This window comes from Streptomyces sp. NRRL S-1813 (genome assembly GCF_000719605.1).
Classification (GTDB): domain Bacteria; phylum Actinomycetota; class Actinomycetes; order Streptomycetales; family Streptomycetaceae; genus Streptomyces; species Streptomyces decoyicus.
In genome coordinates, this window is sequence record NZ_JOHB01000050.1 from 1 (window position 1) to 26,917 (window position 26,917).

24 protein-coding genes are annotated in these 26,917 nt (G+C 71.7%); 10 read left to right on the plus strand and 14 right to left on the minus strand.

What is annotated here, in order from left to right:
- Window positions 1-97: 97 nt before the first annotated feature.
- Both IF67_RS0136400 and IF67_RS0136405 read right to left on the minus strand, forming a co-directional pair.
- A complete protein-coding gene (locus tag IF67_RS0136400) occupies window positions 98-970 on the minus strand; it encodes a hypothetical protein (protein WP_030993037.1) in 873 nt (290 codons plus the stop codon).
- Window positions 971-974: 4 nt separating this feature from the next.
- Window positions 975-1,622, minus strand: a complete 648-nt coding sequence (locus IF67_RS0136405; RefSeq protein ID WP_030993038.1) for a papain-like cysteine protease family protein — start codon at window positions 1,620-1,622, stop codon at window positions 975-977.
- Between the two features lie 241 nt (window positions 1,623-1,863).
- Between IF67_RS0136405 and IF67_RS0136410 the strand changes: the two genes are divergently transcribed.
- Window positions 1,864-2,799 (plus strand): hypothetical protein, encoded by a 936-nt coding sequence (locus tag IF67_RS0136410; RefSeq protein ID WP_030993040.1) that lies wholly within the window; start codon window positions 1,864-1,866, stop codon window positions 2,797-2,799.
- 30 nt (window positions 2,800-2,829) lie between these two features.
- On the opposite strand, the gene IF67_RS0136415 is transcribed toward IF67_RS0136410, so the two are convergent.
- The 3 genes from IF67_RS0136415 to IF67_RS45530 are packed head-to-tail and all read right to left on the minus strand — an operon-like array spanning window position 2,830 to window position 4,338.
- Entirely contained in the window at window positions 2,830-3,243 is a 414-nt protein-coding gene (locus IF67_RS0136415) for a Rieske (2Fe-2S) protein (protein ID WP_030993042.1), read from the minus strand.
- A 22-nt stretch (window positions 3,244-3,265) separates the two neighbouring features.
- On the minus strand, window positions 3,266-4,156 hold the full coding sequence (locus IF67_RS0136420) for an MFS transporter (protein ID WP_234341583.1): 891 nt from the start codon (window positions 4,154-4,156) through the stop codon (window positions 3,266-3,268).
- Complete coding sequence (locus tag IF67_RS45530) at window positions 4,117-4,338, minus strand: alcohol dehydrogenase catalytic domain-containing protein (protein ID WP_234341585.1); 222 nt, start codon at window positions 4,336-4,338, stop codon at window positions 4,117-4,119. Before IF67_RS45530 ends, IF67_RS0136420 begins: the two co-directional genes overlap by 40 nt.
- Before the next feature lie 274 nt (window positions 4,339-4,612).
- On the opposite strand from IF67_RS45530, the gene IF67_RS0136430 reads away from it, so the two are divergent.
- Together IF67_RS0136430 and IF67_RS0136435 are read left to right on the plus strand one after the other, a co-directional pair.
- Entirely contained in the window at window positions 4,613-5,659 is a 1,047-nt protein-coding gene (locus IF67_RS0136430) for a LacI family DNA-binding transcriptional regulator (RefSeq protein WP_030993045.1), read from the plus strand.
- Window positions 5,656-6,654, plus strand: coding sequence for a carbohydrate kinase family protein (locus tag IF67_RS0136435; RefSeq protein ID WP_030993047.1), 999 nt, complete (start codon window positions 5,656-5,658; stop codon window positions 6,652-6,654). The genes IF67_RS0136430 and IF67_RS0136435 overlap by 4 nt, the downstream gene beginning before the upstream one ends.
- A 137-nt stretch (window positions 6,655-6,791) precedes the next feature.
- Here IF67_RS0136435 and uvrA read toward each other — a convergent pair whose 3' ends face one another.
- Together uvrA and IF67_RS0136445 are read right to left on the minus strand one after the other, a co-directional pair.
- A complete protein-coding gene (gene uvrA, locus IF67_RS0136440) occupies window positions 6,792-9,776 on the minus strand; it encodes an excinuclease ABC subunit UvrA (RefSeq protein WP_037840293.1) in 2,985 nt (994 codons plus the stop codon).
- Window positions 9,777-10,040: 264 nt separating this feature from the next.
- Entirely contained in the window at window positions 10,041-10,766 is a 726-nt protein-coding gene (locus tag IF67_RS0136445; protein ID WP_030993051.1) for a TetR/AcrR family transcriptional regulator, read from the minus strand.
- Window positions 10,767-10,826: 60 nt separating this feature from the next.
- On the opposite strand from IF67_RS0136445, the gene IF67_RS0136450 reads away from it, so the two are divergent.
- The 3 genes from IF67_RS0136450 to IF67_RS0136460 all read left to right on the plus strand — a co-directional run bounded on the left by IF67_RS0136450 (window position 10,827) and on the right by IF67_RS0136460 (window position 13,937).
- Window positions 10,827-12,386 carry an FAD-dependent monooxygenase gene (locus IF67_RS0136450; protein ID WP_030993052.1) on the plus strand — a complete coding sequence of 520 codons (1,560 nt, stop codon included), beginning with the start codon at window positions 10,827-10,829 and terminating at the stop codon, window positions 12,384-12,386.
- A gap of 123 nt (window positions 12,387-12,509) precedes the next feature.
- Complete coding sequence (locus tag IF67_RS0136455) at window positions 12,510-13,253, plus strand: maleylpyruvate isomerase family mycothiol-dependent enzyme (protein ID WP_030993055.1); 744 nt, start codon at window positions 12,510-12,512, stop codon at window positions 13,251-13,253.
- Window positions 13,254-13,280: 27 nt separating this feature from the next.
- Window positions 13,281-13,937 (plus strand): MBL fold metallo-hydrolase, encoded by a 657-nt coding sequence (locus IF67_RS0136460; RefSeq protein ID WP_030993057.1) that lies wholly within the window; start codon window positions 13,281-13,283, stop codon window positions 13,935-13,937.
- Window positions 13,938-14,053: 116 nt separating this feature from the next.
- Here IF67_RS0136460 and IF67_RS0136465 read toward each other — a convergent pair whose 3' ends face one another.
- The 4 genes from IF67_RS0136465 to uvrB form a co-directional block, all read right to left on the minus strand.
- Window positions 14,054-15,037 carry a TerC family protein gene (locus IF67_RS0136465; RefSeq protein ID WP_030993059.1) on the minus strand — a complete coding sequence of 328 codons (984 nt, stop codon included), beginning with the start codon at window positions 15,035-15,037 and terminating at the stop codon, window positions 14,054-14,056.
- 217 nt (window positions 15,038-15,254) lie between these two features.
- Window positions 15,255-17,342 (minus strand): TerD family protein, encoded by a 2,088-nt coding sequence (locus tag IF67_RS0136470; protein WP_030993062.1) that lies wholly within the window; start codon window positions 17,340-17,342, stop codon window positions 15,255-15,257.
- A 100-nt stretch (window positions 17,343-17,442) separates the two neighbouring features.
- Window positions 17,443-18,021 carry a TerD family protein gene (locus tag IF67_RS0136475; RefSeq protein ID WP_030993064.1) on the minus strand — a complete coding sequence of 193 codons (579 nt, stop codon included), beginning with the start codon at window positions 18,019-18,021 and terminating at the stop codon, window positions 17,443-17,445.
- Window positions 18,022-18,240: 219 nt separating this feature from the next.
- Window positions 18,241-20,373, minus strand: a complete 2,133-nt coding sequence (gene uvrB / locus IF67_RS0136480; protein WP_030993066.1) for an excinuclease ABC subunit UvrB — start codon at window positions 20,371-20,373, stop codon at window positions 18,241-18,243.
- 583 nt (window positions 20,374-20,956) lie between these two features.
- Between uvrB and IF67_RS0136485 the strand changes: the two genes are divergently transcribed.
- The 3 genes from IF67_RS0136485 to IF67_RS0136495 all read left to right on the plus strand — a co-directional run bounded on the left by IF67_RS0136485 (window position 20,957) and on the right by IF67_RS0136495 (window position 23,142).
- Entirely contained in the window at window positions 20,957-21,841 is an 885-nt protein-coding gene (locus IF67_RS0136485; RefSeq protein ID WP_030993067.1) for a glycerophosphodiester phosphodiesterase, read from the plus strand.
- Window positions 21,842-21,929: 88 nt separating this feature from the next.
- Window positions 21,930-22,523: a methylated-DNA--[protein]-cysteine S-methyltransferase gene (locus IF67_RS0136490; protein WP_030993068.1), complete on the plus strand. Its 594-nt coding sequence runs from the start codon at window positions 21,930-21,932 to the stop codon at window positions 22,521-22,523.
- Between the two features lie 76 nt (window positions 22,524-22,599).
- Entirely contained in the window at window positions 22,600-23,142 is a 543-nt protein-coding gene (locus IF67_RS0136495) for a DUF1697 domain-containing protein (protein WP_030993070.1), read from the plus strand.
- Window positions 23,143-23,161: 19 nt separating this feature from the next.
- On the opposite strand, the gene IF67_RS0136500 is transcribed toward IF67_RS0136495, so the two are convergent.
- A complete protein-coding gene (locus tag IF67_RS0136500; protein WP_030993072.1) occupies window positions 23,162-23,623 on the minus strand; it encodes a type II toxin-antitoxin system PemK/MazF family toxin in 462 nt (153 codons plus the stop codon).
- Between the two features lie 139 nt (window positions 23,624-23,762).
- Here IF67_RS0136500 and IF67_RS0136505 point away from each other — a divergent pair, with 139 nt between their 5' ends.
- Window positions 23,763-25,190 (plus strand): WGR domain-containing protein, encoded by a 1,428-nt coding sequence (locus IF67_RS0136505; protein ID WP_030993074.1) that lies wholly within the window; start codon window positions 23,763-23,765, stop codon window positions 25,188-25,190.
- 63 nt (window positions 25,191-25,253) lie between these two features.
- On the opposite strand, the gene IF67_RS0136510 is transcribed toward IF67_RS0136505, so the two are convergent.
- Both IF67_RS0136510 and IF67_RS0136515 read right to left on the minus strand, forming a co-directional pair.
- The gene (locus IF67_RS0136510; protein WP_030993075.1) at window positions 25,254-25,892 is read right to left on the minus strand and encodes a uridine kinase; all 639 of its coding nucleotides are present in this window, start codon (window positions 25,890-25,892) and stop codon (window positions 25,254-25,256) included.
- A 96-nt stretch (window positions 25,893-25,988) separates the two neighbouring features.
- On the minus strand, window positions 25,989-26,915 hold the full coding sequence (locus IF67_RS0136515; RefSeq protein WP_030993076.1) for an IclR family transcriptional regulator domain-containing protein: 927 nt from the start codon (window positions 26,913-26,915) through the stop codon (window positions 25,989-25,991).
- Window positions 26,916-26,917 lie beyond the last annotated feature (2 nt).

Here is a 26,917-nt window from a genome sequence, read left to right on the forward strand (position 1 = left end):
CCCCCGAACCCACCCCCGCCCCCTCCCCCGAAGGGAGAGGGGGCGGGGGACGGCCTGCCCGCCGCACGGACGGCATCCGACGGGCCGGCGGACCGGGTCAGCCGCTGTGCCGCCTGCGCAGCGCCGCCGAGAGGGACAGCCCCAGGGCGAGCAGGGCTGCGGCGCCCGCGAACGTCGTGGCGGCGGTCACCGGCAGACTGTCGTCCGCGAGCGCACCCGCCGCGACGGGGCGCCGGGCAGGGGGTTCCCCGGCCTCGGCCGGCCCCTTCCCGTAGCCGCCGGCCTCGCCCCGCTTGTCGTACGCGGAGCCGGGGAGCTTGTCCCCATAGGCCTGCGCCACCCGCTTTTGGTAGGCGGTGACGGTGGTGCCGTGCGCGCCGACGGCCTTGCGGGCGTCGGCGTCCAGCGGCTCGATCCGGTCGCCGTGCTGCACATACCAGGCGTCGATCTGCGGCTCGTGGAAGACCGTGCCGCCCTTGGCCCGTGCGGCCCCGGCCGCGGTGTAGCGGGTCTCGTCGTCGCCGCCGGCGATGTTGACGACCTTCCAGGTGTCACCTCGCCGCGCGGTCCACACCGAGGCCGTGCGGCCGTCACCGGAGACGGCCTTGCTGGCGAGGAACTCCGGGCGGGCGACGGGCGACCCGTCCCGGCCGCGGACGAAGTCAGGTGACAGGACGTGGACGGGGACCGTGCCGCCCTCGATGTGCACCACGGCCTGCGCGGTGCCGGGTGCCACGGCGCGTGCGCCGCTGCGTTTCCGGTCGGCGGCGAAGAAGCGGGCGAGGGTGTCGAGGGTCGCGGGGGTGGTGGCCGCGGCGTGCGCGGCCGTGACGCTCGCCCGGCCCGGGGTCAGGGGTGTGGGCACCGGTGCGGCCGTTGCGGTGTGCGGGGCGAGGCCGAGGAGAGCGGTGGCGAACGTGCCGGTGGCGACGGCGCGGAGGGCGGTGCGGACGGCGGGGCGCTTCGTCATGGCCTCAGGCTCCTATCCGGTACAGGGAGTGTGTCCAGGAGAAGGAGCTGCCGTTCACGTAGTAGTCGAAATCGCCCCAGTTATAGCGATTGTTGGTCGCCCATGGATCACCCCAGTAAACCCAATGGCGATCCGTGTCATATCCGTAAATCACATGCATGTGGCCACCGCCGGAGGACCACTGGATGCGGGTCTCGATGGGCCGGCTGGCGTCGATCTCGCTCCGCACGGTGTCGTAGCGGAGCCAACCGCTCACGTAGGAACCGGAGTTGAGGCCCATCCAGGCGAACGCGTTCTGCACATTGCCGAGGGTGGCCTGGTCGTTGGGGCAGTCGGTGCCCTGCTGGCGCTGGAAGGCGGCGTTGCAGAACTGGGTCTGGCTGTAGTTCCTGCCGTACCAGGCCGCGATGGTGTTGCCGGAGCCCGCCCAGCACCAGTTGGTCTGCTCCTGGGCCTGCATGGAGACGCCGAGGCGGTTGGCGGCGCGCGGGGCGGCGGCCTGCTCCGTGGTGGTGGCAGCGTGCGCCGGGGGCGCGAGGGGCGCTGCCGAGGCGGCGGCCGCCCCGGTGAGCAGGGTGAATGCGGCGACGGTGAGCGCGGCGGCCGACAGCCGTCTGCGGCGGGAACGGCGTGCGTGGGGTGCACGAGTCATGGCGTTCCTCCCGAACTGAGGGGGGTGAGGGGGAGAGGAGCGCATCCGGATGCTGCTGAGGAGCATCAAGTGTTGTCGCAGGCAGGTCAACACGCTTCAATGCGAGGTGACATGGGGGTGTGGACGGACACGCCCCCATGTGAACGGCCGGTGCCCGGCGTACTGCGGTGAACAGGCAGGCAGAGCGTGCAGCGTGCGATCCGGTTGTGAACGTTCACGCGCGCGCCGGAGGAATGAAGCAATGGCACGAAACACCCCCCAGTCGCCGGACTTGGCCCAACTGCTGCGGACCGGTCCGTTCCATCTCGCGCTGCGCTCCGCGCTCACCGAACGGGGCCTCGCCCTCTCCCGCGTCCAGCACAAACTCGCCCAGCGTGGCATCACCATCGGGGTGACCAGCCTGAGTTACTGGCAGCAGGGCGCCCGGCGGCCGCAGCGCCCCGAGTCGCTGCGGGCGGTGCGCGCCCTGGAAGAGGTCCTCGAACTGCCCGCTTACTCGCTGCACCGGCTGCTGGTGCCGGAGGGCCGCACCCCCGAGACCGAGCGGCCGGCCGCCCGCTCGTACCGCTCGCTGATGGCGCCCGCCACCGCGCTGCGGCAGCTGTTCGCCGAGCTGGAGGCTCCCGCGGACGGCGGGCTGCACACCGTGGGCCATCACGAGCGGGTCCGCATCGGGCCCGAGCGCCGGCTCCTCGCACGCGAATCGCTCCAGGTGGTCCGCGCCCACCGGGACGGTGTGGACCGCTATGTCGCCATCCACCGCGGCGACCCGGGCTGCGATCCGTCCCGGGTGCGGGTACGGGCCGCGGAGAACTGCCGGCTGGGCCGGGTGCGCGGGCACGCCGAGGCCGGGATGGTGGTCGCCGAGCTGCTCTTCGACGCCCGGCTGCGGGCCGGCGACACCCATGTCTTCGGCTACGCCTTCGAGGACGGCAGCGGCGGCCCGAGCGCGGAGTATCTGCGCGGCTTCAGCTTCGCCGGCGGCCAGTACGTCCTCCAGGTGCGCTTCGACGAGGCGGCGCTGCCGGTGCGCTGCTGCCGTTTCGCCCAGACCTCGGCGGGCGCCCCGCGCAGCGGCCGGCAGGAGCTGACCCTCAGCGGGCGGCACCGCGCCGTGCACCTCGTCGAGCAGGGCGTACGGCCCGGGATCCTGGGCATCGCCTGGGACTGGGGGTGAGGCCCCGGCAGCGCCTGCCGGTCCGGCGCCTCAGCCCGCGATCAGCTTGCCGCCCTCGGTCTTGACCGGGACCTCGGGCAGCGGCTCGGTCGCCGGCCCCTGGAGGACCTTGCCGGTGGTGACGTCGAAGCGGCTGCCGTGGCAGGGACAGTTGCCCTCTTCCTTCTCGACCTCGGCCAGGATGCAGCCGGCGTGGGTGCACTTGGCGCTGAAGCATTTGAAGGTGCCCTTGGCGGGCTGCGACACCACGAGCCGGTCCTCGCGGTAGAGCCTGGCGCCGCCGACCGGCACGTCGGCGGCGGCCCCGAGTTCGACCGGCTCGGAGGGCACCGCCGAGCCGTTCGCACCCGAGTCCCCCGGCGAGCAGGCCGCCAGACCGAAGCCGGCGGCGCCGGCGAGCGCGGCCCCCCGCAGCACGGTGCGGCGGGCGGGGGACTGGCTCATGGCTGCTCCGGAGGTGACGGCGTCAGTGGCTGGCGGCTCCCGACGATACCGGCACAGATCCTTCCGCTTCCGGCCGGGCCGGACGCCCCCGCAGCAGGTCCTGCTCGATCTCCTCCAGGCTCCGGCCCTTGGTCTCCGGCAGCAGCCGCTGCACGAAGAGGAACGCCAGCAGGGTCGTACCGGCGAAGAACAGGAAGTTGATGCCGGCGCCCCAGGCGTGCAGCGGCGACGGGAAGACCAGCGCGACGATCATGTTGAACAGCCAGTTGAGGAGCACACACAGGCTGACCGCGGCCGCCCTGATCCGCATCGGGAACAGCTCGGGCAGCATCACCCACTGCACCGGCCCCCAGGAGATCGCGAAGGACGCGATGTAGAGCGCGATCCCCGCGATCCCCAGGAGGCTGAGCACCGACAGCAGCGTGCCATAGCCGAGCCCTGAGAGGTTGGTGACGGCCAGCAGCACCATCGCCGCGCACATACCCAGCGCGCCGAACAGCAGCAGCGGCTTGCGCCCCTTGCGGTCGATGAGCCGCATCGCCGGGAGCGTCATCAGCATGTTGAGCAGGCCGATGGCGATCTCCGCCGGCTCCTCCCCCGCCGCCCCGGCATCACCGCGCAGCCGGGTCAGCACCGTACGGGCCTCGTCGGTGCGGCCCTTGCCCACCAGCCAGCGCGGGCTCTCCGGCTGGGTGAGGGCCGCCACGACGCCGGTCGGATCGACCACGACCTCGAAGCCGGGCGTACGGCCGAGCTTGTCGGCGCTGGTCACGGCCGCGTCGACGCCGAAGGACCCGGCGAACGCCAGCCGGTCCTCGTTGAGGCCGACGACGGACACCGAGGCGGCGCCCGCGGTCCGTACGAGGGCGGCCATCAGCAGGCCCATGCAGTAGTGGCAGGCGCCGCACGGCATGTGGGGATCGACGGCGACCGGCTCCCCGGCCGCCCGGCCGCCCGGCCGGTCACCGCCGCGCCCACCGCCACGATCTCGCCGGTCAGCTCGTGCCCGGGAACCAGCGGATAGGCCGCGGCGGGCAGCTCGCCGCCGAGGAGGTGCATATCGGTGCCGCACAGCCCGCAGGACGTGACGCGCACGACCACCTCATCGGGCTCCGGGACGGGATCGGGCAGTTCGGTGACAGCGGTGCTGCCCTCCCTTGCCCGGGGCGGTGACCACGAGAGCGCGCATCGGCGCCTCCTCACAACGTCGTGCGGGATTGCGATGCCGGGAAGGTAGCTTGGACGTAAACGCTTACGCAAGCGTTTACGTTTTCGGTGGGATGCTCGTAATGTGGTGGACTTCGCGGGACGAGGCCGTGGGAGGCCGCGGCGCCGACGTGGTGCCGCACGCTCGGGGAGGAAGAGCCGGATGACGACGATGACGGATGTGGCGCGGCGTGCGGGGGTCTCCGTCGCCACGGTCTCGCATGTGCTGAACGAGACCCGTCCGGTCCGCCCCGACACCCGCGCCGCGGTGCTCGGCGCGATCGACGAGCTCGGCTACACCCCCAACACCCTGGCCCGCTCCCTGGTCACCTCCCGCACCCGCTCGATCGGCCTGGCGGTCTCGGCGATCAGCAACCCGTACTTCACCGAGATCCTCCAAGGCGTCGAGGCGGGTGCCCTGGAGGCCGGCTACAGCCTGCTGCTCACCGATCCGCACGACGATCCGCAGCACGAGCGCAAGGTCGTCCAGCTGCTGCACGAACGGCGCGTGGACGGCATGATCGTGGCGCCGTCCGCGGAACCCTCCGCGATGGTGGAGTATCTGGCCCGCCGAGAGGTGCCCACCGTCTTCCTGGACCGGCTGGTCGGCGACGACCATGACCAGGTGTGCGCCGAGAGCACCGGCCCGGTGCGCCAACTGGTCGGGCATCTGGCCGGCTTGGGGCACACCCGGATCGGCCTGGTGGCCGGTCTGCCCGGGCTGAGCACGACCAGCGAGCGGGTCCAGGGCTACCGCGAGGGACTGCGCGCCTGCGGTCTGCCCTTCGCGCCCGAGCTCCTCGCCGGCGGCAACTCCGAGGCACAGGGCGCCCAGGACGCCACCCGCCGTCTGCTGGCCGTACCGCAGCCTCCCACCGCGGTCATCACCGCCAACAACGCGATGACCATCGGCGCGCTCCGGGCCCTCCGCGAGCTTGGCCTGGAGGTGCCCCGCGACATCGCGCTGGCCTGCTTCGACGACTTCTCGTGGGCCGATCTGTTCACACCCCGGCTGACCGCCATCGCCCAGCCCAGCAAGGACATCGGGGCGGCGGCGGTCCGGCTGCTGCTGGAACGCCTGACGGAGCCGGACCGGCCTCCGCGCACCGTCCGCCTCCCCTGCACGTTTGTGCACCGTACGTCGTGCGGCTGCGCCGAACCCGCCCCGGCCACGCCCCCGGCCGCCCAGGAAAGGAACCCCACCCCGTGATCGTCGTCGCCGGCGAGGCACTGATCGACCTCGTCCCCAGCCCGCAGGCCACTCCCCCGTCCGTACCGGGCACCGGAGGTATCCCCACGCCGGACTCCCGGCTGCCGGCGCTGCTGCCGCGGCGCGGCGGCGGTCCGTACAACACCGCGGTCGCCCTGGGGCGGCTGGGCTCGCCCGCCGCGTTCTGCTCGCGGATCTCGACCGACGCCTTCGGCGAAGCGCTGCTCCAGGGGCTGCGCGGCGATGGTGTGGACACCTCTTTGGTGCAGCGCGGCGGTGAGCCGACCACCCTCGCCGTGGCGGACATCAGCCCGGACGGGTCGGCGGGCTACGGCTTCTATGCGGACGGCACCGCCGACCGGCTCTTCACCCTGCCGCCGGCGCTGCCCGCCGCGGCCCGTGCGCTCTCCCTGGGCACCTGCTCGCTCGTCCTGGAACCGGGGGCGAGTGCGTACGAGTCCCTGCTGCGCCGCGAGGCCGGGCGCGGTGTCTTCACCGCGCTCGACCCCAACATCCGGCCCGGCCTGATCCCGGATCCGGACGCCTACCGGGCCCGCTTCCGTTCCTGGCTCCCCGACCTCGCCCTGCTGAAGCTGTCGGAGGAGGACGCCCTGTGGCTGGCCGGGTCCGGCGCCGCGCCGGGCGACGGCTGGGCGGCGGTCACCGCGGCGGCGAAGGAGTGGCTGGGCGCGGGGCCCGCGGCGATCGTCCTCACCCGTGGCGGGGACGGTCTGACGGTGCTGACGCGGGGCGGCGCCGAGCTGACGGTTCCCGGTGAGCGGGTCACCGTCGTCGACACCATCGGCGCCGGCGACACGGTCAATGCCGCGCTCCTGCACCGCCTGGACGCCCACGACGCGCTCTCCTACGCCGCCGTCGCCGGCCTCGGCGATGACGACTGGCGCGACATCCTGCGCTTCGCCGCCCGCGCGGCCGCCGTCACCTGTTCACGCGCGGGCGCGGAACCGCCGTTCGCCACGGAGTTGGCGGCGTAGGAGCGGGGCGGGGCAGGGGCCGGGGGCTTCGGCGACCGCCCGTGTCCGCGGTTCCGGTCCCCCGTACACACGACGGGCCGTCACCGCTCCCGTTGTACGGGGAGCGGTGACGGCCCGTCCGGGAACGGTCCGCCGGGTCAGGAGGCCTGGCGGGCCCGCGCCGTCGTCTTCTTGGCCGCGGTCTTCTTGGCAGCCGTCTTCTTCGCCGCCGTCGTCTTGGCAGCGGCCTTCTTCGCCGCCGGCTTCCTCGCGGAGGCCCCCGCCGGCGCGGCATCGCTGACGCGGTCGCCGAGGATCTCCCGCAGGAACTTGCCGGTGTGGCTGGCCGGGAGGGACGCGACATCCTCCGGCGTGCCCTCGGCGACGACCAGGCCGCCGCCGTTGCCGCCTTCGGGTCCCATGTCGACGACCCAGTCCGCCGTCTTGATCACATCGAGGTTGTGCTCGATGACGATCACCGTGTTGCCCTTGTCCACCAGGCCGGCCAGCACGTTGATCAGCTTGCTGATGTCGTCGAAGTGCAGACCGGTGGTCGGCTCGTCGAGGACGTAGACCGTGCTGCCCGTCGAGCGCTTCTGGAGCTCGCTGGCCAGCTTGACGCGCTGCGCCTCACCGCCCGAGAGCGTCGGCGCGGACTGCCCGAGCCGGACATAGCCGAGACCGACCTCGTTGAGCGTCTTGAGATGGCGGGCGATGGTCGGCACCGCCTCGAAGAAGCTCAAGGCCTCCTCGATGGGCATGTCCAGCACCTCGGCGATGGACTTGCCCTTGTAGTGGACCTCCAGCGTCTCCCGGTTGTAGCGCGCACCATGGCAGACCTCGCACGGCACATACACATCCGGCAGGAAGTTCATCTCGATCTTGATCGTGCCGTCGCCGGAGCAGTTCTCGCAGCGGCCGCCCTTGACGTTGAAGGAGAAGCGTCCCGGCAGATAGCCGCGGACCTTGGCCTCCATCGTCTCCGCGAAGAGCCTGCGGACATGATCGAAGACGCCGGTGTAGGTGGCCGGGTTGGAGCGCGGGGTGCGGCCGATCGGCGACTGGTCGACATGCACGACCTTGTCCACCAGATCGTCGCCGGCGACCCGGGTGTGCCGTCCCGGCACCGACTTGGCGCCGTTCAGCTCGCGCGCCAGGTGGGTGTAGAGGATGTCGTTGACCAGCGTCGACTTGCCGGATCCTGAGACGCCGGTGACGGCGGTGAACACCCCTAGCGGGAAGGAGACGTCGATGTCGCGGAGGTTGTTCTCCTTCGCGCCATGGACCGTCAGCTGCCGCGACGGGTCGGCGGGCCGCCGGATGTCCGGCGTCGCGATGGCCTTCTTGCCGGCCAGATACTGACCGGTGATCGACTCCTTGTTGGTCAGCAGCTGCTTCATCGGGCCGCTGTGCACGACCTTGCCGCCGTGCTCACCGGCGCCGGGGCCGATGTCCACGACCCAGTCCGCGACCTTGATGGTGTCCTCGTCGTGCTCCACGACGATCAGGGTGTTGCCCATGTCGCGCAGCCGCACCAGGGTCTCGATGAGCCGGTGGTTGTCGCGCTGGTGCAGACCGATGGACGGCTCGTCGAGGACGTAGAGCACGCCCACCAGGCCGGAGCCGATCTGGGTGGCGAGGCGGATGCGCTGGGCCTCACCGCCGGAGAGGGTGCCGGCCGCGCGGTTCAGCGAGAGGTAGTCCAGGCCGACGTCGACCAGGAACTTCAGCCGCTCGTTGACCTCCTTGAGGACCCGCTCGGCGATCTTCTTCTCGCGCGCGTCGAGCCTCATCTCCCGCAGGAAGTCGGCGCAGTCGCTGATCGACATGGCCGCGACCTCGGCGATCGACTTCTGCTGGACCGTGACGGCGAGCACGATCGGCTTGAGCCGGGTGCCCTCACAGGTCGGGCAGGGCACCTCGCGCATATAGCCCTCGAAGCGCTCCCGGCTGCTGTCGCTCTCCGCCTCGGAGTGCCGCCGCTTGACGAACGGCACCGCGCCCTCGAAGGGGGTCGTGTAAGCCCGCTGGCGGCCGTACCGGTTGCGGTAGCGCACCTCGATCTGGGTCTTGTGGCCGTTCAGCAGGGCCTTCTTTGCGCGGGCCGGCAGCCCGGCCCAGGGGATGTCCGTACGGAATCCGAGGGCGTCCGCCAGCGCGCCGACCAGGCGGCCGAAGTACTCCTTGGTGTGGCCGTGCGACCAGGGGTGGATCGCTCCCTCGTCGAGGGAACGGTCCTCGTCGGGGATGATCAGCTCGGGGTCGACCTCCATGCGCGTGCCGATGCCGGTGCAGTCCGGGCAGGCGCCGAAGGGCGAGTTGAAGGAGAAGGAGCGCGGCTCCAGCTCCTCGAAGGAGAGATCGTCGTAGGCGCAGTACAGATGCTCCGAATACATCCGCTCGCGCTGCGGGTCGTCCGCGTCCAGGTCGACGAAGTCGAGGATGACCATGCCACCGGAGAGCCCGAGGGCGGTCTCGACGGAGTCGGTCAGCCGGCGCTTGGCGGACTCCTTGACCGTGAGGCGGTCGACGACCACCTCGATGGTGTGCTTCTCCTGCTTCTTCAGCTTCGGCGGCTCGGAGAGCTGGATCGTCTCCCCGTCGACCCGCGCCCGGCTGTAGCCCTTGGTCTGGAGGTCGGAGAAGAGATCGACGAACTCGCCCTTGCGCTCGCGCACCAGCGGGGAGAGCACCTGGAAGCGGCTGCCCTCGGGGAGTTCGAGCACCTTGTCGACGATGGCCTGCGGCGACTGCCGGGCGATCGGACGCCCGCACTCAGGACAGTGCGGCTTGCCGATACGGGCGAAGAGCAGGCGGAGGTAGTCGTAGACCTCGGTGATCGTGCCGACCGTCGAGCGCGGGTTGCGCGACGTCGACTTCTGGTCGATCGAAACCGCGGGGGACAGGCCCTCGATGAAGTCCACATCGGGCTTGTCCATCTGCCCGAGGAACTGCCGGGCATAGGAAGAGAGCGACTCGACATAACGCCGCTGCCCCTCGGCGAAGATCGTGTCGAAGGCGAGCGAGGACTTGCCCGACCCGGAGAGCCCCGTGAAGACGATGAGGGAGTCGCGGGGGAGGTCGAGCGAGACGTTCTTGAGGTTGTGCTCGCGAGCGCCACGGACGATGAGACGGTCGGCCACGCCGGTCGGCACCTTTCTTGGAAGGGGGTGGGGCCGCGGCTCCACGTCCGCCGCGCGGTGGGTGAGCAGAGGCGGCGGGGCGGAGCGGAGCCCCCGCCCCAGGGTATGGGGACCTCCGCGGCACTGTCTTTGGGATGCCACACACGAGCCTATAGCACGCGCATTCGATTTACCGGACTCGCAAGTCCTCTTCACCCGAACGTGTGGCGGCCCCACAATCTTCCCGCGCCCGCCACACGCCCGTACGCTGCGGGAACTCTCCCGTCAGGCGAAGCCGGGCAGCGCCCGCTCCAGCGCATCGAACGTGCGCCGCAGCACCTCCGCCTGCTCAACGGCCACCTCGTCCACCGGGTCACCCCCGAGCTGCCGGGCCGCCGCTCCGGCATACGCCGCCCGGATCCCCGCGATGATCAGCGCCGCGGCCAGCCGGACGTCACGGCCGGGGCGGCCGGCCTCGCCGCCCACGGCCTCGGCCAGCAGCGCGGCGAGGGCGTCCTCCATCTCCTCGACCGCCTCGCGGCCCCGTGCCCGCAGCGCCGGCGAGTCCAGCACCGTGCGCCAGAAGTGCTCGAACCCCTCCCCCACACCGGCCAGCGGGTGCCGCTCCGCCAGCAGGCCGACGGTGAGCCGGCGCAGCGCGGCGAGCGGCGGCTCGTCCGCGCCGCGCTCGCGGACGGTGCGGGTGAGCAGCTCCCGGCCCTCGGGGATCCGGTCGAGGAAGAGGTCCTCCTTGCGCGGGAAGTAGTTGAACACCGTCATCGTGGACACTTCGGCGGCGCGGGCCACCTCGGCGACCGTGACGTTGTCGAAGCCCCGCCGGATGAACAGCAGTGTGGCCTCGCCGGAGATCCGCTGCCGGGTGCGCAGCTTCTTGCGCTCGCGCAGCGTCAGCCGTCCGTCCTCCTCGGCGAAACCGGTCTCCGCCTGCCGGCCGCCGGTCCGGCCGCCGTCCGTCGCCGGTCCACCACCGCGCCGCTCCTGATCCGTCATGGCCGGAATCCTAGGACAATTTTTAGCCGCAACAAATTTATAGTCACTACACTTACGCCCATGAATCATGACGCAGACGTAGTGGTGGCAGGGGGCGGCCCGGTGGGGCTGATGCTCGCCTGCGAACTCGCCCTGGCACAGGTGTCGGTCGTCGTCCTGGAGCGGCTGACCGACGTGGATACGACGATCAAGGCAGGGGCGATCAACTCCCCCACCGCGGAGGCCTTCTACCGGCGCGGGATGCTGCCCGGCCTGGCGGAGGCACAGCGCGACGCCTTCGAGAGGTTCGGTTCGTTCCTGCGGCAGCGCCGGGCCGCCGGTGCTGCCGGGGTGAAACAGCCGCCGAAGTTCGCCGGGCACTTCGCCGGCATCATGCTGCGCGGCGATCTGCTGGACGAGTCCGACCCGGACTTCGACGGCCCCGGGCCCGCCGCCGAGGTCGGGCTCGTACCGCAGGAGGCCCTGGAACGGCTGCTCGGCGCCCGCGCCGCCGAGTTGGGCGTCGACCTGCGCCGCGGGGTGACCCTGACCGGCTTCGACGCCGGCGAGGACGGGGTGCAGGTCCACACCTCGGAGGGGTCGCTGCGCACCGGCCGGCTGGTCGGCTGCGACGGCGGCCGCAGCACGGTCCGCCGGCTCGCCGGTTTCCCCTTCCCCGGTACGGCTCCCGAGATCACCGGCCGTCAGGCCCTCGTGGAGATGACCGGCGCCGACGCCCTGGGCGCCGGCTGGCACTGGACCAGCACCGGGACCTATGCCCACGGCCCCCTGCCCGGCCGGATCCTCACCGTGGAGTTCGACGGGCCGCCCACGGACCGTGAAGCCCCCGTCACCGCCGAGGAGTTGGAGACCTCACTGCGGAAGGTTTCCGGGGTGGCGGACGTCAGGATCCACAAGGTGCTCTCGGCGACCCGGTTCACGGACAATGCGCGCCAGGTGCCCGACTACCGTGCGGGGCGGGTGCTGCTCGCCGGTGACGCGGCGCACGTCCACTCGCCGTTCGGTGGCCAGGGGCTGAACCTCGGCATCGGCGACGCGATGAACCTCGGCTGGAAACTGGCCGCCACGGTGCGCGGCTGGGCTCCCGAGGGGCTGCTCGACACGTACACCGCCGAGCGGCACCCCCTGGGCGCATGGGTACTGGAGTGGACCCGGGCCCAAGTGGCACTGATGCGGCCGGAGTCGCACACCCGGGCACTGCGCGGGGTGATCGCCGAACTGACCGGGACGGTCGACGCCACCACCTTCTTCGCCAAGAAGATCTCCGGTGCCGGGCAGCGCTACGACCTGCCCGGCAGCCATCCGCTGACCGGCCGCAGCGCACCCGACCTGGTGCTCTCCGACGGCACCCGGCTCGCCGGGCATCTCCACGGCGGGCAGGGGCTGTTGCTCGATCTCGCCGATGACGGCGAGGTGCGCAAGCGCGCCGCGGGATACGGCGACCGGCTGCGGGTGCTCACGGCGGGCTGCCCGGAGCGGCCCGGTCTGGCCGGCCTCCTGGTGCGGCCGGACGGTGCCACCGCCTGGGCGGCGGACTCCCCCGGCGGCCCGGACGCGCCGGACGCGCTGGATGCCGCGCTCCGGCGCTGGTTCGGGACGCCCGACGCGGCGGCGGCCTGACCACCGCGGGCGGCGCGGACCGGCGGCCCTTCCGGCAGCCGCGCGCCGCCCGCTCCACCCGCGTACGCCCCGATCGGCTCCGGCCCACTCCCGAACCCGCCCCGGCGGCGCTAGCGTCGGACCATGACCCTCACCCCGCCCGACTTCCCGCGCGATGTGGCAGCCGTCCGCGAGGCCACCGACCGGCTCCTCGTCGCGGTGAGCAAGCTCGACGACGCGGCGATCGGCGAGCCGTCGCTGCTCCCCGGCTGGACCCGCGGCCATGTCCTTGCCCATCTGGCGCGCAACGCCGACGCGCTGGGCAACCTCCTCACCTGGGCGCGTACGGAGGTGCGGACGCCGATGTACGCCAGTCCCGAGGCCCGTCAGGCCGATATCGAGCGGGGCGCCGACCGGCCGCTGGCGGCGCATCTGGAAGATCTCAAGGAGACCGCCGCGCGGTTCGACGCGGCGATGGACGCACTGCCCGAGGCCCGCCGGGCGTACGAGGTCGAGATGCGCAACGACGTCATCGAACGGGCGGACCGGCTGCCCCTGCGCCGGCTGGCCGAACTCGAACTGCACCATGTCGACCTCGGCGTGGGCCACACCGTCGACCAGCTGCCACCTGCCTTCGTCGACCGCGAACTGGCCTTCCTGGCCACGATCAAGTTCGCCGGGCACCCGGACCTGCCCGCGCTGGAACTGCGGGCCGACGACGGCCGCCGGTGGCGCACCGGCCGCCTCGACCCCGGATCGGGCGCCGAGGCCGCACCCGTGGTGGTGACGGGCTCCGCGACCGCGCTGGTGGGCTGGCTCACCGGGCGCGGCGACGGCGGCAAACTCGACAGCCACGGCTCCGTCCTGCCCGAGGTGCCGCCGCTCTAGAGGGTGGCCCCGCTCTAGAGTGGTCCCATGGGCTACAGCGGAGCAGTGAAGGTCGGCGGACCGGCCGACGTGCACGAGCTGACCGACCTGATGATCTCGAAGGTCGCGGTCGGTCCGATGGACAACAACGCCTATGTGCTGCGGTGCCGGGCGACCGATGAGCAACTGCTGATCGACGCGGCCGCCGAACCGCACACCCTTCTCGCGCTGATCGGCGACAGCGGCATCGCCTCCGTGGTCACCACGCACCGGCACGGTGACCACTGGGGCGCGCTGCGCGAGGTCGTCGAGGCGACGGGCGCGCGGACCTATGCGGGGCGCCATGACGCCGAGGGCATCCCCGTCCCCACGGATGTGCTGGTCGAGGACGGCGACACCCTCAGGGTCGGCCGTGTCGAGCTGACCGCGCGCCATCTGGCCGGACACACGCCGGGCAGCATCGCGCTGGTCTACGACGACCCGCACGGCGCCCCTCATCTCTTCACCGGCGACTGCCTGTTCCCCGGCGGCGTCGGCAACACCTTCGGCAGCGCCGAGAACTTCACCCGCCTGATCGACGATGTGGAGCGCAAGCTCTTCGGCGAACTGCCCGACGAGACCTGGGTCTACCCGGGCCACGGCAGCGACACCACCCTCGGCGCGGAGCGGCCGCACCTCGCGCAGTGGCACGAGCGCGGCTGGTAGCGCAGGAGGGCGGCGCCACAGGCCGCGGATCACGCGACGGCGCCCGGTTCCCGCTCCGGCAAGGAGCGGGAACCGGGCGCCGTCAGTTGCGCTGCCACGGGCCGTGGGGACCGGCCTCAGACGTCGATGCGCTCCTGGTCCGCCGCCTCTGCCGCGGCCTGCTTCTTCGAGGCGCGCAGGCTGGTGATCGTGGTGACGACCAGCACGGCGCAGATGACGCCCAGCGAGACCGGAATGCTGATCTCCGGAACGGCCACCCCCGACTCGTGCAGGGCGTGCAGTACCAGCTTCACGCCGATGAAGCCCAGGATGATCGACAGGCCGTACGAGAGGTGGACCAGCTTCTTGAGCAGTCCGCCGATCAGGAAGTACAGCTGCCGCAGGCCCATCAGGGCGAAGGCGTTGGCGGTGAAGACGATGTACGGGTCCTGGGTGAGGCCGAAGATCGCCGGGATGGAGTCCAGCGCGAAGAGGACGTCGGTGGTGCCGATCGCCAGCATGACGATCAGCATCGGCGTCATCAGCCGCTTGCCGTTCTCGACGATGAACAGCTTGGTCCCGTGGTACTTGTCGGTCGACGGGAAGCGCTTCTCGACCACCTTCAGGAAGCGGTTCTCCTCGTACTCCTCGTCCTCCGCCCCGGCACGGGCGTCCTGGATGAGCTTCCACGCGGTCCAGATGAGGAACGCGCCGAAGAGGTAGAACACCCAGGAGAAGTTGGCGATGATCGCGGCGCCCGCGGCGATGAATCCGGCCCGCAGCACCAGCGCGATCAGCACACCCACCATCAGCACCCGCTGCTGGTAGATCGTCGGGACCGCGAACTTCCCCATGATCAGTACGAAGACGAAGAGGTTGTCGACGCTCAGGGACTTCTCGGTGATGAATCCCGCGAAGAATTCACCGGCCGGCGCGGTGCCGGCGAACAGCAGCAGTCCGAGGCCGAAGAGCGCGGCGAGCGCGACCCAGACTCCGGTCCAGATTCCGGCCTCCTTGAGGGAGACCTCGTGTGGTTTGCGTCCGCCGATGAAGAAATCGGCGGCGATCAGGGCGCACAGACCAAGGATGGTCAGGACCCACGGCATCAGGGAAACGTCCACTGCTCCTCCGGCAGAGTCGTACGGCACTTACAGCGTCGTCGCTGCCGGAGGTCTCTTCCGCCCCGTTCCGCCCAATGGAGGAACGGGACCGACGCCCCGGGATCTCGTCACACTCGCAATCCGTGATGACGGGTACGTCGTATGGGAATACTCCCCTCCGCACAAAGAAGCGTAAAGGAAGACCAACGAATAGTAAAGGAAAAGGCAAAATACCTGGTCAGGACGCCCGACGGGCGGCCGCGACCCGGCCCAGCACCTGGCGCACCACCTGACTGCCCTTCGGGGCGAGCAAGGGCTCGTACGTCCAGGCATGGCCGACCCAGGGGTCGGCGAGGTGGGCATCGGGCACCGGCGTGATCCGCAGCAGGGAGCGCCACAGCGGGTCCAGGACCGGGCCGTACTCCCGGGACTGGGCGCGGTCGGCGACCATCAGCAGATGCACCCCGACCGCCGGCCCCTCGTCGGCCAGATAGCGGAGCTGGGTGAGGGCCCGGTCGTCGAAGCCGTGCGGGAAGTCATGCACGATCAGCAGCTGCTCGGCAGTGTCGAGATCCGGCGGGAGTGCGTCCCCGGCGCGATGGCGCACGGCCATCTGGACGAGGTCCACCCGGCGCGTCAGCGCCTCCAGCACCGTCGCGACGCCCTTGGCGCCGGGCACCGGGGCGGCGGGCAGCGCACCGCTCTCCACCAGCGGCGCGAGCGCGGGCGCGGCGGTGCCGCCCGGGTCGATGACCTGGACCGCGAAATCACCCGCGGGGTGGATGGCGAGCATCCGGGCGGCGATCGCGACGGCCGTCTCCATCGCCAGGCGGCGCAGCCCGGCCTCGTCGGGCGGCCCGTCCGTGAGCGCGCTGCCCAGCTCCCGCCGGGCGATGTCGCGGTCGGGATCGGGGCCGGCGCTCCCGGCGTAGGCATCGGGCCCGCTGTCGATCCACAGCCCGCGCTCCAGGGGGAGGCGTACGAGCATGGGAATGCGCAGGTCCAGGACCTCCGGGAGGTGCAGATCGCCCAGGCGCAGCGCCATCGGGCGCTCCAGGGGGGCGTGGTGGCCCTGCCAGACGGGGTGGTCCCAGCGGGCGAAGGCGGGCGGCAGCGCGGGCTCCACGACCGCCGACTCGGCCGCGAGCTGGGCGAGGTCACGGTCGAGGGCGGCGCGGGCCTGGGCGACGAGGGCGGCGTGCTTGTCACGGGCGGTGGCGCGGGCGGCATCGGCGGCCGTACCGAGGCGGTTGCGCGGGTCGGACAGGGCCTGGTCGAGCTCCTGCTCCAGGCGGGACTCCGCGAAGCCGGAGGCGCTGCGGTAGGCCGCGACCGAGCGGGCCAGGTCCTCGAACATGCCCCAGACCTGGTTGTAGAGCCGCTCCTCCATGCTCCAGCCGGCGGCGTCACCGGCCACCGGCAGCGAAGGCCCGTCGGGCGGTGCGGGGGTCCCGGCCGGCGCGGAGGCGTCCGCCGGGGCCGCGGGGGCCGGAGCAGCGGGGGCGGTCGGCGCCTGGCCGGCCGGCGGAGGGGTGCTGCGGCGCTGCGGGTGCCGGTAGTCGATGGGGCCGCCGCCCACGGGGGCGGGCGAGACGTCTGCGGGCTGGGCTGCGGCTGCGGCCTTCGCTCCGGTGCCTGATGCGGCTCCCGGCGCGGATGGCGGGCCGTCAGATGCGGGAGGGCACGCGGGAGACGGCCGGTCCGCGGCGGCCGGCCCGGCCCCGGCCCGTTCGGACCGGCCCGCCGCCACGGCGGGCGCCTGGACGGCGCGCGCCTGGCCCCGGCTGATCGCTTCCTCGATCTCCGCGGCCAGCTCCGCCGCCTGCGGCAGGCCCTGATCGTGCAGCATCGCCGTGAGGCCGTCGGCGTAGCCCTGGCCCACGGCGCGCACCTTCCACACGCCCTGCCTGCGGTAGAGCTCGACGGCGACGACGGCGGACTCGGCACCCAGGCCGGTGACGGTGTAGCGGGCGATGCCGGTGCCGTCGAGGCCGGTGACCGTGACGGAGGGCGCGGCGGCCGATCCGAAGGTGCTCAGCGCGCCGATCCCGCGGGGCAGCGCCAGCAGCACGCTCACCCGGTGGACGTCGCCGGGCAGCGCGTCGAGATCGACCGCGATGCGGTGGTCGGCGGCCGCCTGGCGGGGAACCTCGATGCCGGGGCGCCGGGGCGCGCCCGGGTGGGCCACCGCCTCGGCGCCGGCGAGCCGGCCCTGCTCGTCGCCGAGGGTGACCCCGGCCACGACGGGAGAGCCCGCCGTCACCCGGATCTCCACCCGTGCCCGGTCCAGTGGATGGTTCTGCCCCCGGACCAGCTCGGCCGTCATCGTTGTTCCCCCTGGTGATCGTGGCGTCCCGGGCCGGCCCCGGGCGCGGGCCCGGAGCGGCGGCGGCGCTGCCCGGTACGCGCTGCCGCGGTGCTGGTGGTTACAGGTGCGGCAGGATCGCCGGCACGAGGTCCTGGAACGTGCGGCCGACGGAGGGCTCGCCGATGGCGGTCATCTGCCAGCCGTTGCCCACGCGGTGCACCTTGGACATGACCTGCGCGGTGTAGTTGCCGCCGCCCGTGAGGGTGTAGCGGGCCAGCTCCTGGCCCGTGGCCTCGTCCACCAGGCGGCAGAAGGCGTCCTGCACCTCGGCGAAGGTCTGGCCGGTGAAGGAGTTGACGGTGAACACGATCTGGTCGATGTGTACCGGCACCCGCGCCAGGTCGACCAGGATCGCCTCGTCGTCGCCGCCCTGGCCCGCGCCGCCGACCAGGTTGTCGCCGGTGTGCCGGACCGCGCCGTCGTCGCTGACGAGGTGCTGGAAGAAGACGACATCTATGGGCTTCTTGTCGGCGAACAGCACCGCCGAGGCATCGAGGTCGATCTCGCTGGTCCGCCTCCCGAACAGGCCCCGGCGCGGCGCCGAGCGCCACCCCAGCCCCATCCGCACCGACGTCAGGTTTCCTCCGTCGGACTTCTGGAGGCTGATGCCCTGACCCTTGGACAAATTGACCGACACGCGCCGTCCCCTCTCTGTACTGTCCCCGCCCAGGTTTCCGGCGGCCCCTTCGACCCTACGCACGACGGCGGGCCCGGGGCGCGCCGGACCCGCGTTTTGTGGCGCTTCTGCAACACACCGGGCACCGCTGGACAGACCCCGCTCACGTGCGGCGATGTCGTAACGGGGCGGGTGTGCCCCTCCCGGCGGGCGGCCGCGCACGGCCACCCGTACTCCCCCTCACTTCACTCCGGCCTCCCTCATTTGCCGCAGCTCCTTCTTCAGTTCGCCGACCTCGTCGCGCAGCCGGGCGGCGACCTCGAACTGGAGCTCGGCCGCGGCGGCCCGCATCCGCTCCGTCATCTCCTCGATGAGCTCGGCCAGTTCGGCGGCGGGACGGTCCGTCAGCGTCGCGGCCGCCTTGCCGCCCTTGCCCTTCGCGGCCTTCCCGCCGAGCGCCGGGACCGGCGCCGTGCCCTGGGCCTCCTTGGCGTCGGAGCCCTTGCGGTACCCCGTGCCCAGCAGCTCCTGGGTGTCGATCGTCTCGCGGGCGATGGTGGCGACGATGTCGCCGATCTTCTTGCGGAGCGGCTGCGGGTCGATGCCGTTCTCCTTGTTGTACGCCAGTTGCTTCTCCCGGCGGCGGTTGGTCTCGTCGATGGCCTTCTCCATCGCCGGGGTGACCTTGTCGGCGTACATGTGCACCTGTCCGGAGACGTTGCGCGCCGCGCGTCCGATGGTCTGGATGAGCGCCGAACCGGACCGCAGGAAGCCCTCCTTGTCGGCGTCCAGAATGGCCACCAGGGAGACCTCGGGGAGGTCGAGGCCCTCCCGCAGCAAGTTGATGCCCACCAGGACGTCGTACTCACCCGATCGCAGCTCACGCAGCAGCTCCACCCGGCGCAGGGTGTCCACGTCGCTGTGCAGATAGCGGACCTGGATACCGAGCTCGAGGAAGTAGTCCGTGAGGTCCTCGGCCATCTTCTTGGTGAGGGTGGTGACCAGGATGCGCTCGTTCTTCTCCGTGCGCGCACGGATCTCGTGCACCAGGTCGTCGATCTGCCCGTCGGTGGGCTTGACCACCACTTCCGGGTCGACCAGGCCGGTCGGGCGGATGATCTGCTCCACGAAGCCGTCGCCCCGGGAGAGCTCGTACTTCCCGGGGGTCGCGGACAGATAGACGGTCTGGCCGATGCGCCCCAGGAACTCTTCCCACTTCAGCGGCCGGTTGTCCATGGCGGAGGGCAGCCGGAAGCCGTGCTCGACGAGGGTCCGCTTCCGCGAGGCGTCGCCCTCGTACATGGCGCCGATCTGCGGGACGGTGACATGCGACTCGTCGATGACCAGGAGGAAGTCGTCCGGGAAGTAGTCGAGGAGCGTGTTGGGCGCGGAGCCGGGCTCACGGTCGTCCATGTGCATCGAGTAGTTCTCGATGCCGGAGCAGGAGCCGATCTGGCGCATCATCTCGATGTCGTAGGTGGTGCGCATCCGCAGCCGCTGGGCCTCCAGGTGCTTGCCCTGCTTCTCCATCGTGGCGAGGCTGTCGGCCAGCTCGGCCTCGATCCCGGCGATGGCCTTCTCCATCCGCTCCGGGCCGGCGATGTAGTGGCTGGCCGGGAAGATGTACAGCTGCTCGTCGTCGCTGATGACCTCGCCGGTGAGGGGGTGGAGGGTGGAGAGCGCCTCGATCTCGTCCCCGAACATCTCGATCCGCACGGCCAGCTCTTCGTAGACCGGGAAGATCTCGATGGTGTCGCCGCGTACCCGGAAGGTGCCCCGGGTGAAGGCCACGTCGTTCCGGGTGTACTGGATGTCGACGAAGCGGCGCAGCAGCTGGTCGCGGTCGATCTCGTCGCCGACCTTCAGCGGCACCATCCGGTCGACGTACTCCTGCGGCGTGCCCAGGCCGTAGATGCAGGACACCGAGGCGACCACGACGACGTCACGCCGGGTGAGCAGGGAGTTCGTCGCGGAGTGGCGCAGGCGTTCGACCTCCTCGTTGATGGAGGAGTCCTTTTCGATGTACGTATCGGACTGCGGGACGTACGCCTCGGGCTGGTAGTAGTCGTAGTAGGAGACGAAGTATTCGACGGCGTTGTTCGGCAGCAGCTCACGGAATTCGTTGGCGAGCTGGGCCGCGAGGGTCTTGTTGGGCGCCATGACGAGCGTCGGGCGTTGCAGCTTCTCGATCATCCACGCGGTGGTCGCCGACTTGCCGGTGCCGGTCGCGCCGAGCAGGACCACATCCTTTTCACCCCCGCGGATACGCCGCTCGAGTTCGGCGATGGCCGCCGGCTGGTCGCCATTGGGCTGGTAGGGGCTGACGACCTCGAAGGGCGCCACCGTGCGTTCGATGTTTGATACGGGCCGCATGGCATCAACCGTACGACTCGGCACTGACAACCGGCACGAACAGCGCTCCGACCTGCGGTTTCGTCGTTAACGGCGCTCTCTGCGGGCATCCCGCGGTGCCCGGCGGGCGGGGCGGGCGGTGGGGAGGGCGAGCCGCGGCGGGGGACACCGAGGGCCATGACCCTCGCGTGCGGGCGACAGGCCGTGGCCGTCGAGTACCCGGGATGGCTGTCCGGCTCCCCGCCCGGATCCAGGTGCGTGAGCGCGGTGTGCTCGGGCGAAGTCGGCCGCGGCGGCCCGCCCTTGTGAGACCTCCGGCCAAAACCGGTCAGAAGCACGAGGGGTGACGCATCATCGGCCAAGATGCGCGGATGCCGTGGCTCCGGCAAGTTGGACGGCGGCGGAGCGTACGTCGGTGGCACGGCTAATCCGGGCATCCTGCAACTGCGTGTCGCTCCACAACGGAATACCGGTCACTTCTCGTTCAGCGCCCGGCCATCACACGACTGCCTCCTGCTACGGCCCGGCTGCGAGCCTCTGTCCGTCCGACCCGGTTCACGTCACTTCACGTCAGCTCACGTCCACGACGTCATGAGGAGCCCGTATGCGTATTCGCCCCGTCGCCACCGTTGTCGCCGGTGCGCTCATGGGTCTGTCCGCGCTCGCCCTCTCCACAACCGTCGCCCAGGCCGCACCGGACCGGCACACTCCGGTGACGGTCGCCCACCGCGGCGCCTCGTCGTACGCGCCCGAGAACACCCTCGCCTCGATCGACGCGGCCGAACGGCTCGGCTTCGAGTGGGTCGAGAACGACGTCCAGCGCACCAAGGACGGCGAGCTTGTCATCCTCCATGACAACTCGCTCGCCCGGACGACCGACGTGGAGCAGGTCTTCCCCGGCCGCTCTCCGTGGAACGTATCGGACTTCACGCTCAACGAGATCGAGAAACTGGACGCGGGCAGCTGGTTCGGACCGAAGTTCCGCGGGGAGCGGGTGCCGACCCTCGAGGACTACATGGACGAGGTCGAGCACAACGACCAGACTCTGCTGATGGAGCTGAAGTCTCCGGAGCTCTACCCCGGTATCGAGCTACAGACCCTCACGGAGCTGCGCCGCGCGGGCTGGCTGGACAACAGGCACGTCAAGCGCCGTCTGATCATCCAGAGCTTCAACGCCGACGCGATCAAGACCGTGCACAAACTGCGGCCGGACATCAAGACGGGCTTCCTCGGCAACCCGTCCGTCGCCGACCTCCCGAAGTTCGCGAAGTACTGCGACCAGATCAACCCCGTCCACACGGCGGTCACCCCGGAGTACGTCGCCGCCGTGCACGGCCTGAAGGGTCCGCACCGCCGCCCGCTGGACCTGTACACCTGGACCGTCGACGACCCGGCGACCGCGGTCAAGGTCGCCGGTCTGGGCGTGGACGGCATCATCACCAACAAGCCCGACGCGGTGCGTGACGCGCTGGAGGACAGCGACGGCTGAGGGCCCGGTCCGACGGGGAACGGGTGCCGGCGCCCTCCGCCGGTCCGTTCCCCGTCACCTTGTCAGTGGTGCGTCCTACCCTGATCAGGTGACGAATTCCGAGCAGGTTTCCCGTCCGGCGGCACCCCCCGACGCCACCCCGGAGGCGGCGGCCCGGCGTGACTGGGCCTGGAAGCGCCTGGTGACCCCCATCGGTCCGCTGCTGCTCGCCGCGACCCGGGAGGGCCTGGTGCGGGTCGTCTTCCATGCCGACGAGCGGACGGCCGGCCGTGAGCTGACCCGTCTGGAGCAGTTCTTCGGCGGCGCGCCGCTCGCGTCGGTCCCTCATCTGGAGACGGCCACCGCCGAGCTCACCGCCTATTTCGCCGGGGAGCTGCACTCCTTCACCGTCCCCCTGGACTGGTCGCTGTCCTCCGGCTTCCCCGCACGGGTCCTGCATGCCCTGGCCGACGGAGTTCCCTACGGCAGCGTCGTCGGCTACCAGGACCTCGCCGACCGGGTCGGGGAGCCGGGAGCCGCCCGTGCGGTGGGCGCCGCGATGGGTTCCAATCCGCTGCCGGTCATCGTCCCCTGCCACCGTGTCGTGGCCAGTGACGGCGGCATCGGCGGCTTCGGCGGCGGACTGGAGACCAAGCGTCTGCTGCTGGCCCTCGAAGGTGTCCTGCCCGCTCCGCTCTTCTGACTCCCGCGACGGCTCCTCCCGTCGGCTCCCCCGTCGTCCGCCCTCGCCGAGGCCGGCCTCTACGAATGGCAGCGCCATGACCCGTCAGATCGCTCTGCTCCGCGGCATCAATGTCGGCGGCCACAACTCCTTCCCCAAGGCGAAGCAGCGGGAGCTGGCCGAGTCCCTGGGCTTCGAGGACGTCTCGGTCCTGCTCCAGACCGGCAATATCGTCTTCGCCGACCCGGGTACACCGCCGCAGGAGACGGCCCGGGTGCTGCACGAGCGGATCGCCGCCGACCTCGGCCTGACGGTTCCGGTCCTCGTCCGCACCCGCGACGAGCTGGCCGCCGCCGTCGCCGCGAACCCGTTTCCGCAGGCCGTACCGGAGCCCAGGAGCCTGCATGTCACGTTCCTGTCGGCGGTGCCGGCCGACACTTCCCGGCTGGACGCACTCGACCTGGACGCGTTCGCGCCCGACCAGTACCGGCTGATCGGGCGCGAACTCTATCTGTGGTGCCCCGACGGAATCGGCCGCTCCAAGCTGGCCGCGGCGGTGAGCCGCGCCCCGCTCGGGGTGACGGCCACCGCCCGTAACTGGAACACCGTCACCAAACTCCTGGACCTGGCGGACGCCTGAGGTCCCGGCGCCGCGCCCGTCAGCGCCAGCCGTAGCGCTCGCGCAGCCGGTTGACCACCAGATTGAAGCGGCCCCGGTCCAGCGCGCAGGCCTCGCGCCGCATCCCGGCCGGGTGCACCCTCAGCACCCGGTCCACGGCAACCCATGAGTCGCGGCCCGCGCGGTCCCACGGGCCGGTCCCGAGCGGCACCCATTCCCAGTCGTTGCTGTGCCGCTTGCTCGACAGCTGCACGGCCAGCAGCGTTCCGCCGGTCTCGCGGGCGACGACCAGCACGGGGCGGTCCTTGCCCCGGCCGTCGTTCTCCTCGTAGGGCACCCAGGTCCACACGATCTCTCCGGGGTCCGGGTCGCCGTCGGGGTCGGGTGCGTAGGACATCTTGACGGTGCCGACGGAGCGCGGCCGGGCCTCCACGGTCGCGGTGGGCCCCTGGCTGCCGGGCAGCGCGGCGGACTCGTCGGATGCGTTGAATGAAGTGGTCACGGGATCACGCTAACTTCCGTCCCCGGCGCGGCCACCAGCGGTCCGCGCCCGGCGGTCCCGGCTCGATTGTCAGTGGTCGGCCGTACGGTTTTTTCCAGCGGGGGACGGCCGTGGGGGCCGCCCGGGGGAGGGGATCGCCATGTCCGAGGCCACGACGTATCTGGAGCTGTCGCAAGAGGGCGGCGGCGCCCACAAATTCTACGAGGTGACGGTGCAGGGCACCGTCGTCTCGGTGCGCTACGGACGCATCGGAGCGGGCGGCCAGCAGCAGACCTCGACGTTCCCGACACGGGAGAAGGCGCAGGCCGCGGCCGCCAGGAAGATCGGCGAGAAGGTCCGCAAGGGCTATGCGCCGGCGGTCCGGGGGCAGCGCACCGCCCGGCCGGTGACGCGGCGCCAGGTCGCCTCCGCGCCGTCGACGGCCCGTGCGGTCGCACCGGTGCTGTGGCGTTTCCGTACGGGTGCCGCCGCCTTCGGCATCCACATCGCGGAGGACCGCTGCTGGGTGGGCAACCAGAACGGCGATGTCCACACCCTCGGCCATGACGGCGAGGTGCTGGCGCGCTATCAGCTCCCCGACGGCGTCAAGTGCCTGGTGGCGGACGACTTCTGGATCTACGCGGGCTGCGACGACGGCACGGTCTACGACCTCTCCTCGAAGCTCCCCTTCGCCGCCTACGGCATCGCCCCCGACGTCGACATCTTCTGGCTGGACATCCGCGAAGGCATCCTCAACGTCGCCGACCGCAACGGCGGGCTGACGGTGATCGACCACGAGGACGAGTACCAGTGGTCGCGGCGCAGTGCGGGCGAGCACGCCTGGATGGTGCGGCGGGACGAACGCGCCGTCTACCACGGTCATCGCCGCGGCGTGACCGCCTACTCCGCCGACGGCAGCGGCGAGTTGTGGCACACCCCGACCACGGGTGGGGTGCTGTTCGGCTGGCAGGAGGACCACTCCGTGTACGCCGGCACCGACCGGCGCGTCGTCCAGCGGCTGACGAAGGACAGCGGCGCGCTGGAGGCCACGTACCAGTGCGACACGGTCGTCTACTCCTGTGCCACGGCCCCCGGCGGCCGCTATGTCTTCGCCGGTGACTCGGCCTCCTCGGTGTACTGCTTCGCCGCCGACGGCACCCGCCTGTGGAAGCTGGGCACCGGCGGCGGATCGGCGCTGTCCATGCAGTACCTCGACGAGAAGCTGTACATGGTCACCACCGACGGATCCCTGGTGTGTGTGGACGCGAGCGACGCGGCCGTGGCCGCCGCCAGGTCGGGCACGGTGCCGGTGGCCAGGGATGTGAAGTCGGCCGCCGCGCTGCCCACGTACACGCCGTCGGCCACGGTGCGGACGGTGACGTCGGCCGCCGCCTCGGGGGTCGTGGTGGAGTGCGTGCAGGAGAGCGGCCGACTGCGGGTCCATGTCGTCTCCGACGGCTATGAACCGTCCTGGAACGTGCAGTTCCCGCGCCATATACGCCGGCCCGGTGCGCGGTATGTCGTCGATGAGCTCTCGGCGGCGGGCGGCTTCTACCGCGTCCGGGGCGAGATCCGGCAGCTCGTCTGAGGCCGGGGGCTCCGGCCGGGTCGGGGTGCTCCGGCCCGGTCGGGTGCTCAGCGGGCCGGGTGCTCAGGCCGGGCCGCTCCAGGCCGGCCGGCGGGGATCGTCGGCCCGCACGACCACATCCGCCGCCTCCTCGGGCCGCGTCTCGGCCTCGTAGCGCGCGAACGCGGGCAGCGTCCATTGCTCTTCCCGTGGGGTGCGGCGGGCGAGCGCGGCCGGCGACAGCTTCAGATGCACGGAGAGATCGAAGGGGAACCAGTGACCGAGCAGCAGGGGGCCGTGCAGCAGCAGAACGCCGCCGGGCGGCAGCTCCACGTACGCGCTGCGCGTCGCCCGGTCCGCCTCGGGGTCCCACAGGTCCGGGAGCACCCGCCCGGTACCGCCCGGGTCCAGCGGCTGGAACACCTCGCGCCACAGGGCCTGCCGGTCGAACCACTCGTCGTGGTAGGCGTCGGGGTCCTCGCGGCCGTATTCGAGCCGCAGCGAGGCGGGGCGCAGAAAGCCGAAGGTGCCGGCCTTGTGCACCGCCCGCCCCCGGATCCGCAGCGCCTCGGCGAGCCGGCCGGCCAGCTCGCCGGGCGCGGCGGCGGGAGCCCCGTCGACGGCCACGCGCAGCCAGGGGCTCCCGTCCTTCGCCGTCATCGTGGCGATGCGCCCGGCGAGCGCGTCGGTGAGCCGTTCCCAGGTGATCGCTTCGAGCCGCACCCCGCCCATTGTGCAGGTAGCTCTCCGTGCCGCCGCCTGTGCCCCACGGGAGAGGCGGGCCGGTTCAGGGCCGGGCAGGCGGCCGGGCGCCGCGGTTCAGGCCTGGTCCGCGGACGGCCGGGCGGCTCCGTAGCGGCTGAGTTCGGCCGCCGCCTCCTTCGTCGCCTCGATGACGCTGTAGGGGGCCACCGGCATCACGGACTTGAGCTGGAGAAGCAGCACGGCTCCCATGATGGAGCCGTCCCACATGATCGGTGCCGCGCAGGAGTTCCAGCCGGCCATGCACTCCTCGTAGCCGAGCGCATGGCCGAGGTCGCGTACCTCCGCGAGCGACGCCACCAGCGCCTCGTTGTCCCGGTAGACGCCGGGTCCCGCCTGGTCGGGTACGGGCTCGGCCAGCACCCGCTGCTGGAGCACCTCCGGCAGGTAGGCGAGGATCGTCCGCCCGGAGGCGCCGGTGCGCAGCGAACGCGTCACGGACAGCACATCGCGCGGCGTCATTCCGAGCTCCGCGAGATCGGAGTCGCCGACGGCCATGTCGACGCACTGCCGTTGCGCGCCGGAGAACGGCGCCACCATGTAGAGGAACGCCAGTCCGCCGTCGGTGGCCATTCGCAGTTCGCGGAGCACCGTCTGCGAGGTGGCGCCGTCGAGGCGGTGGTCGAGCGCGGTGAAGGCGAGCTGGGCGGCCGAGGTCCGCAGCCGGTAGAGGCCGCGGTCCACCCGCTCGAAGATCCGCTGGTAGATGCCGGACTGGAGAATGCGGTAGACGACGGAGTCGTCCAGGCCGGTGAACTCGGCTATCTCACCGGGCCCATGGGCGGATCCCCCCAGCTCGGCGAAGGCCGTCTGGACGAGAAAGACCCGCTCGGCATGGCCGGATCCCGACGCCCGGGAGCCCGTGGACGACGCGCCCTTGGGTGCCTGGCGCGCCTTCTTGGGACCCGCGCCACCCGACGCCACGCCGGTGGCGGGCGCGGCGGCCGAGGCCGGTGCTCCCGTGGCTGCGGTGCTGTTGCCCATGT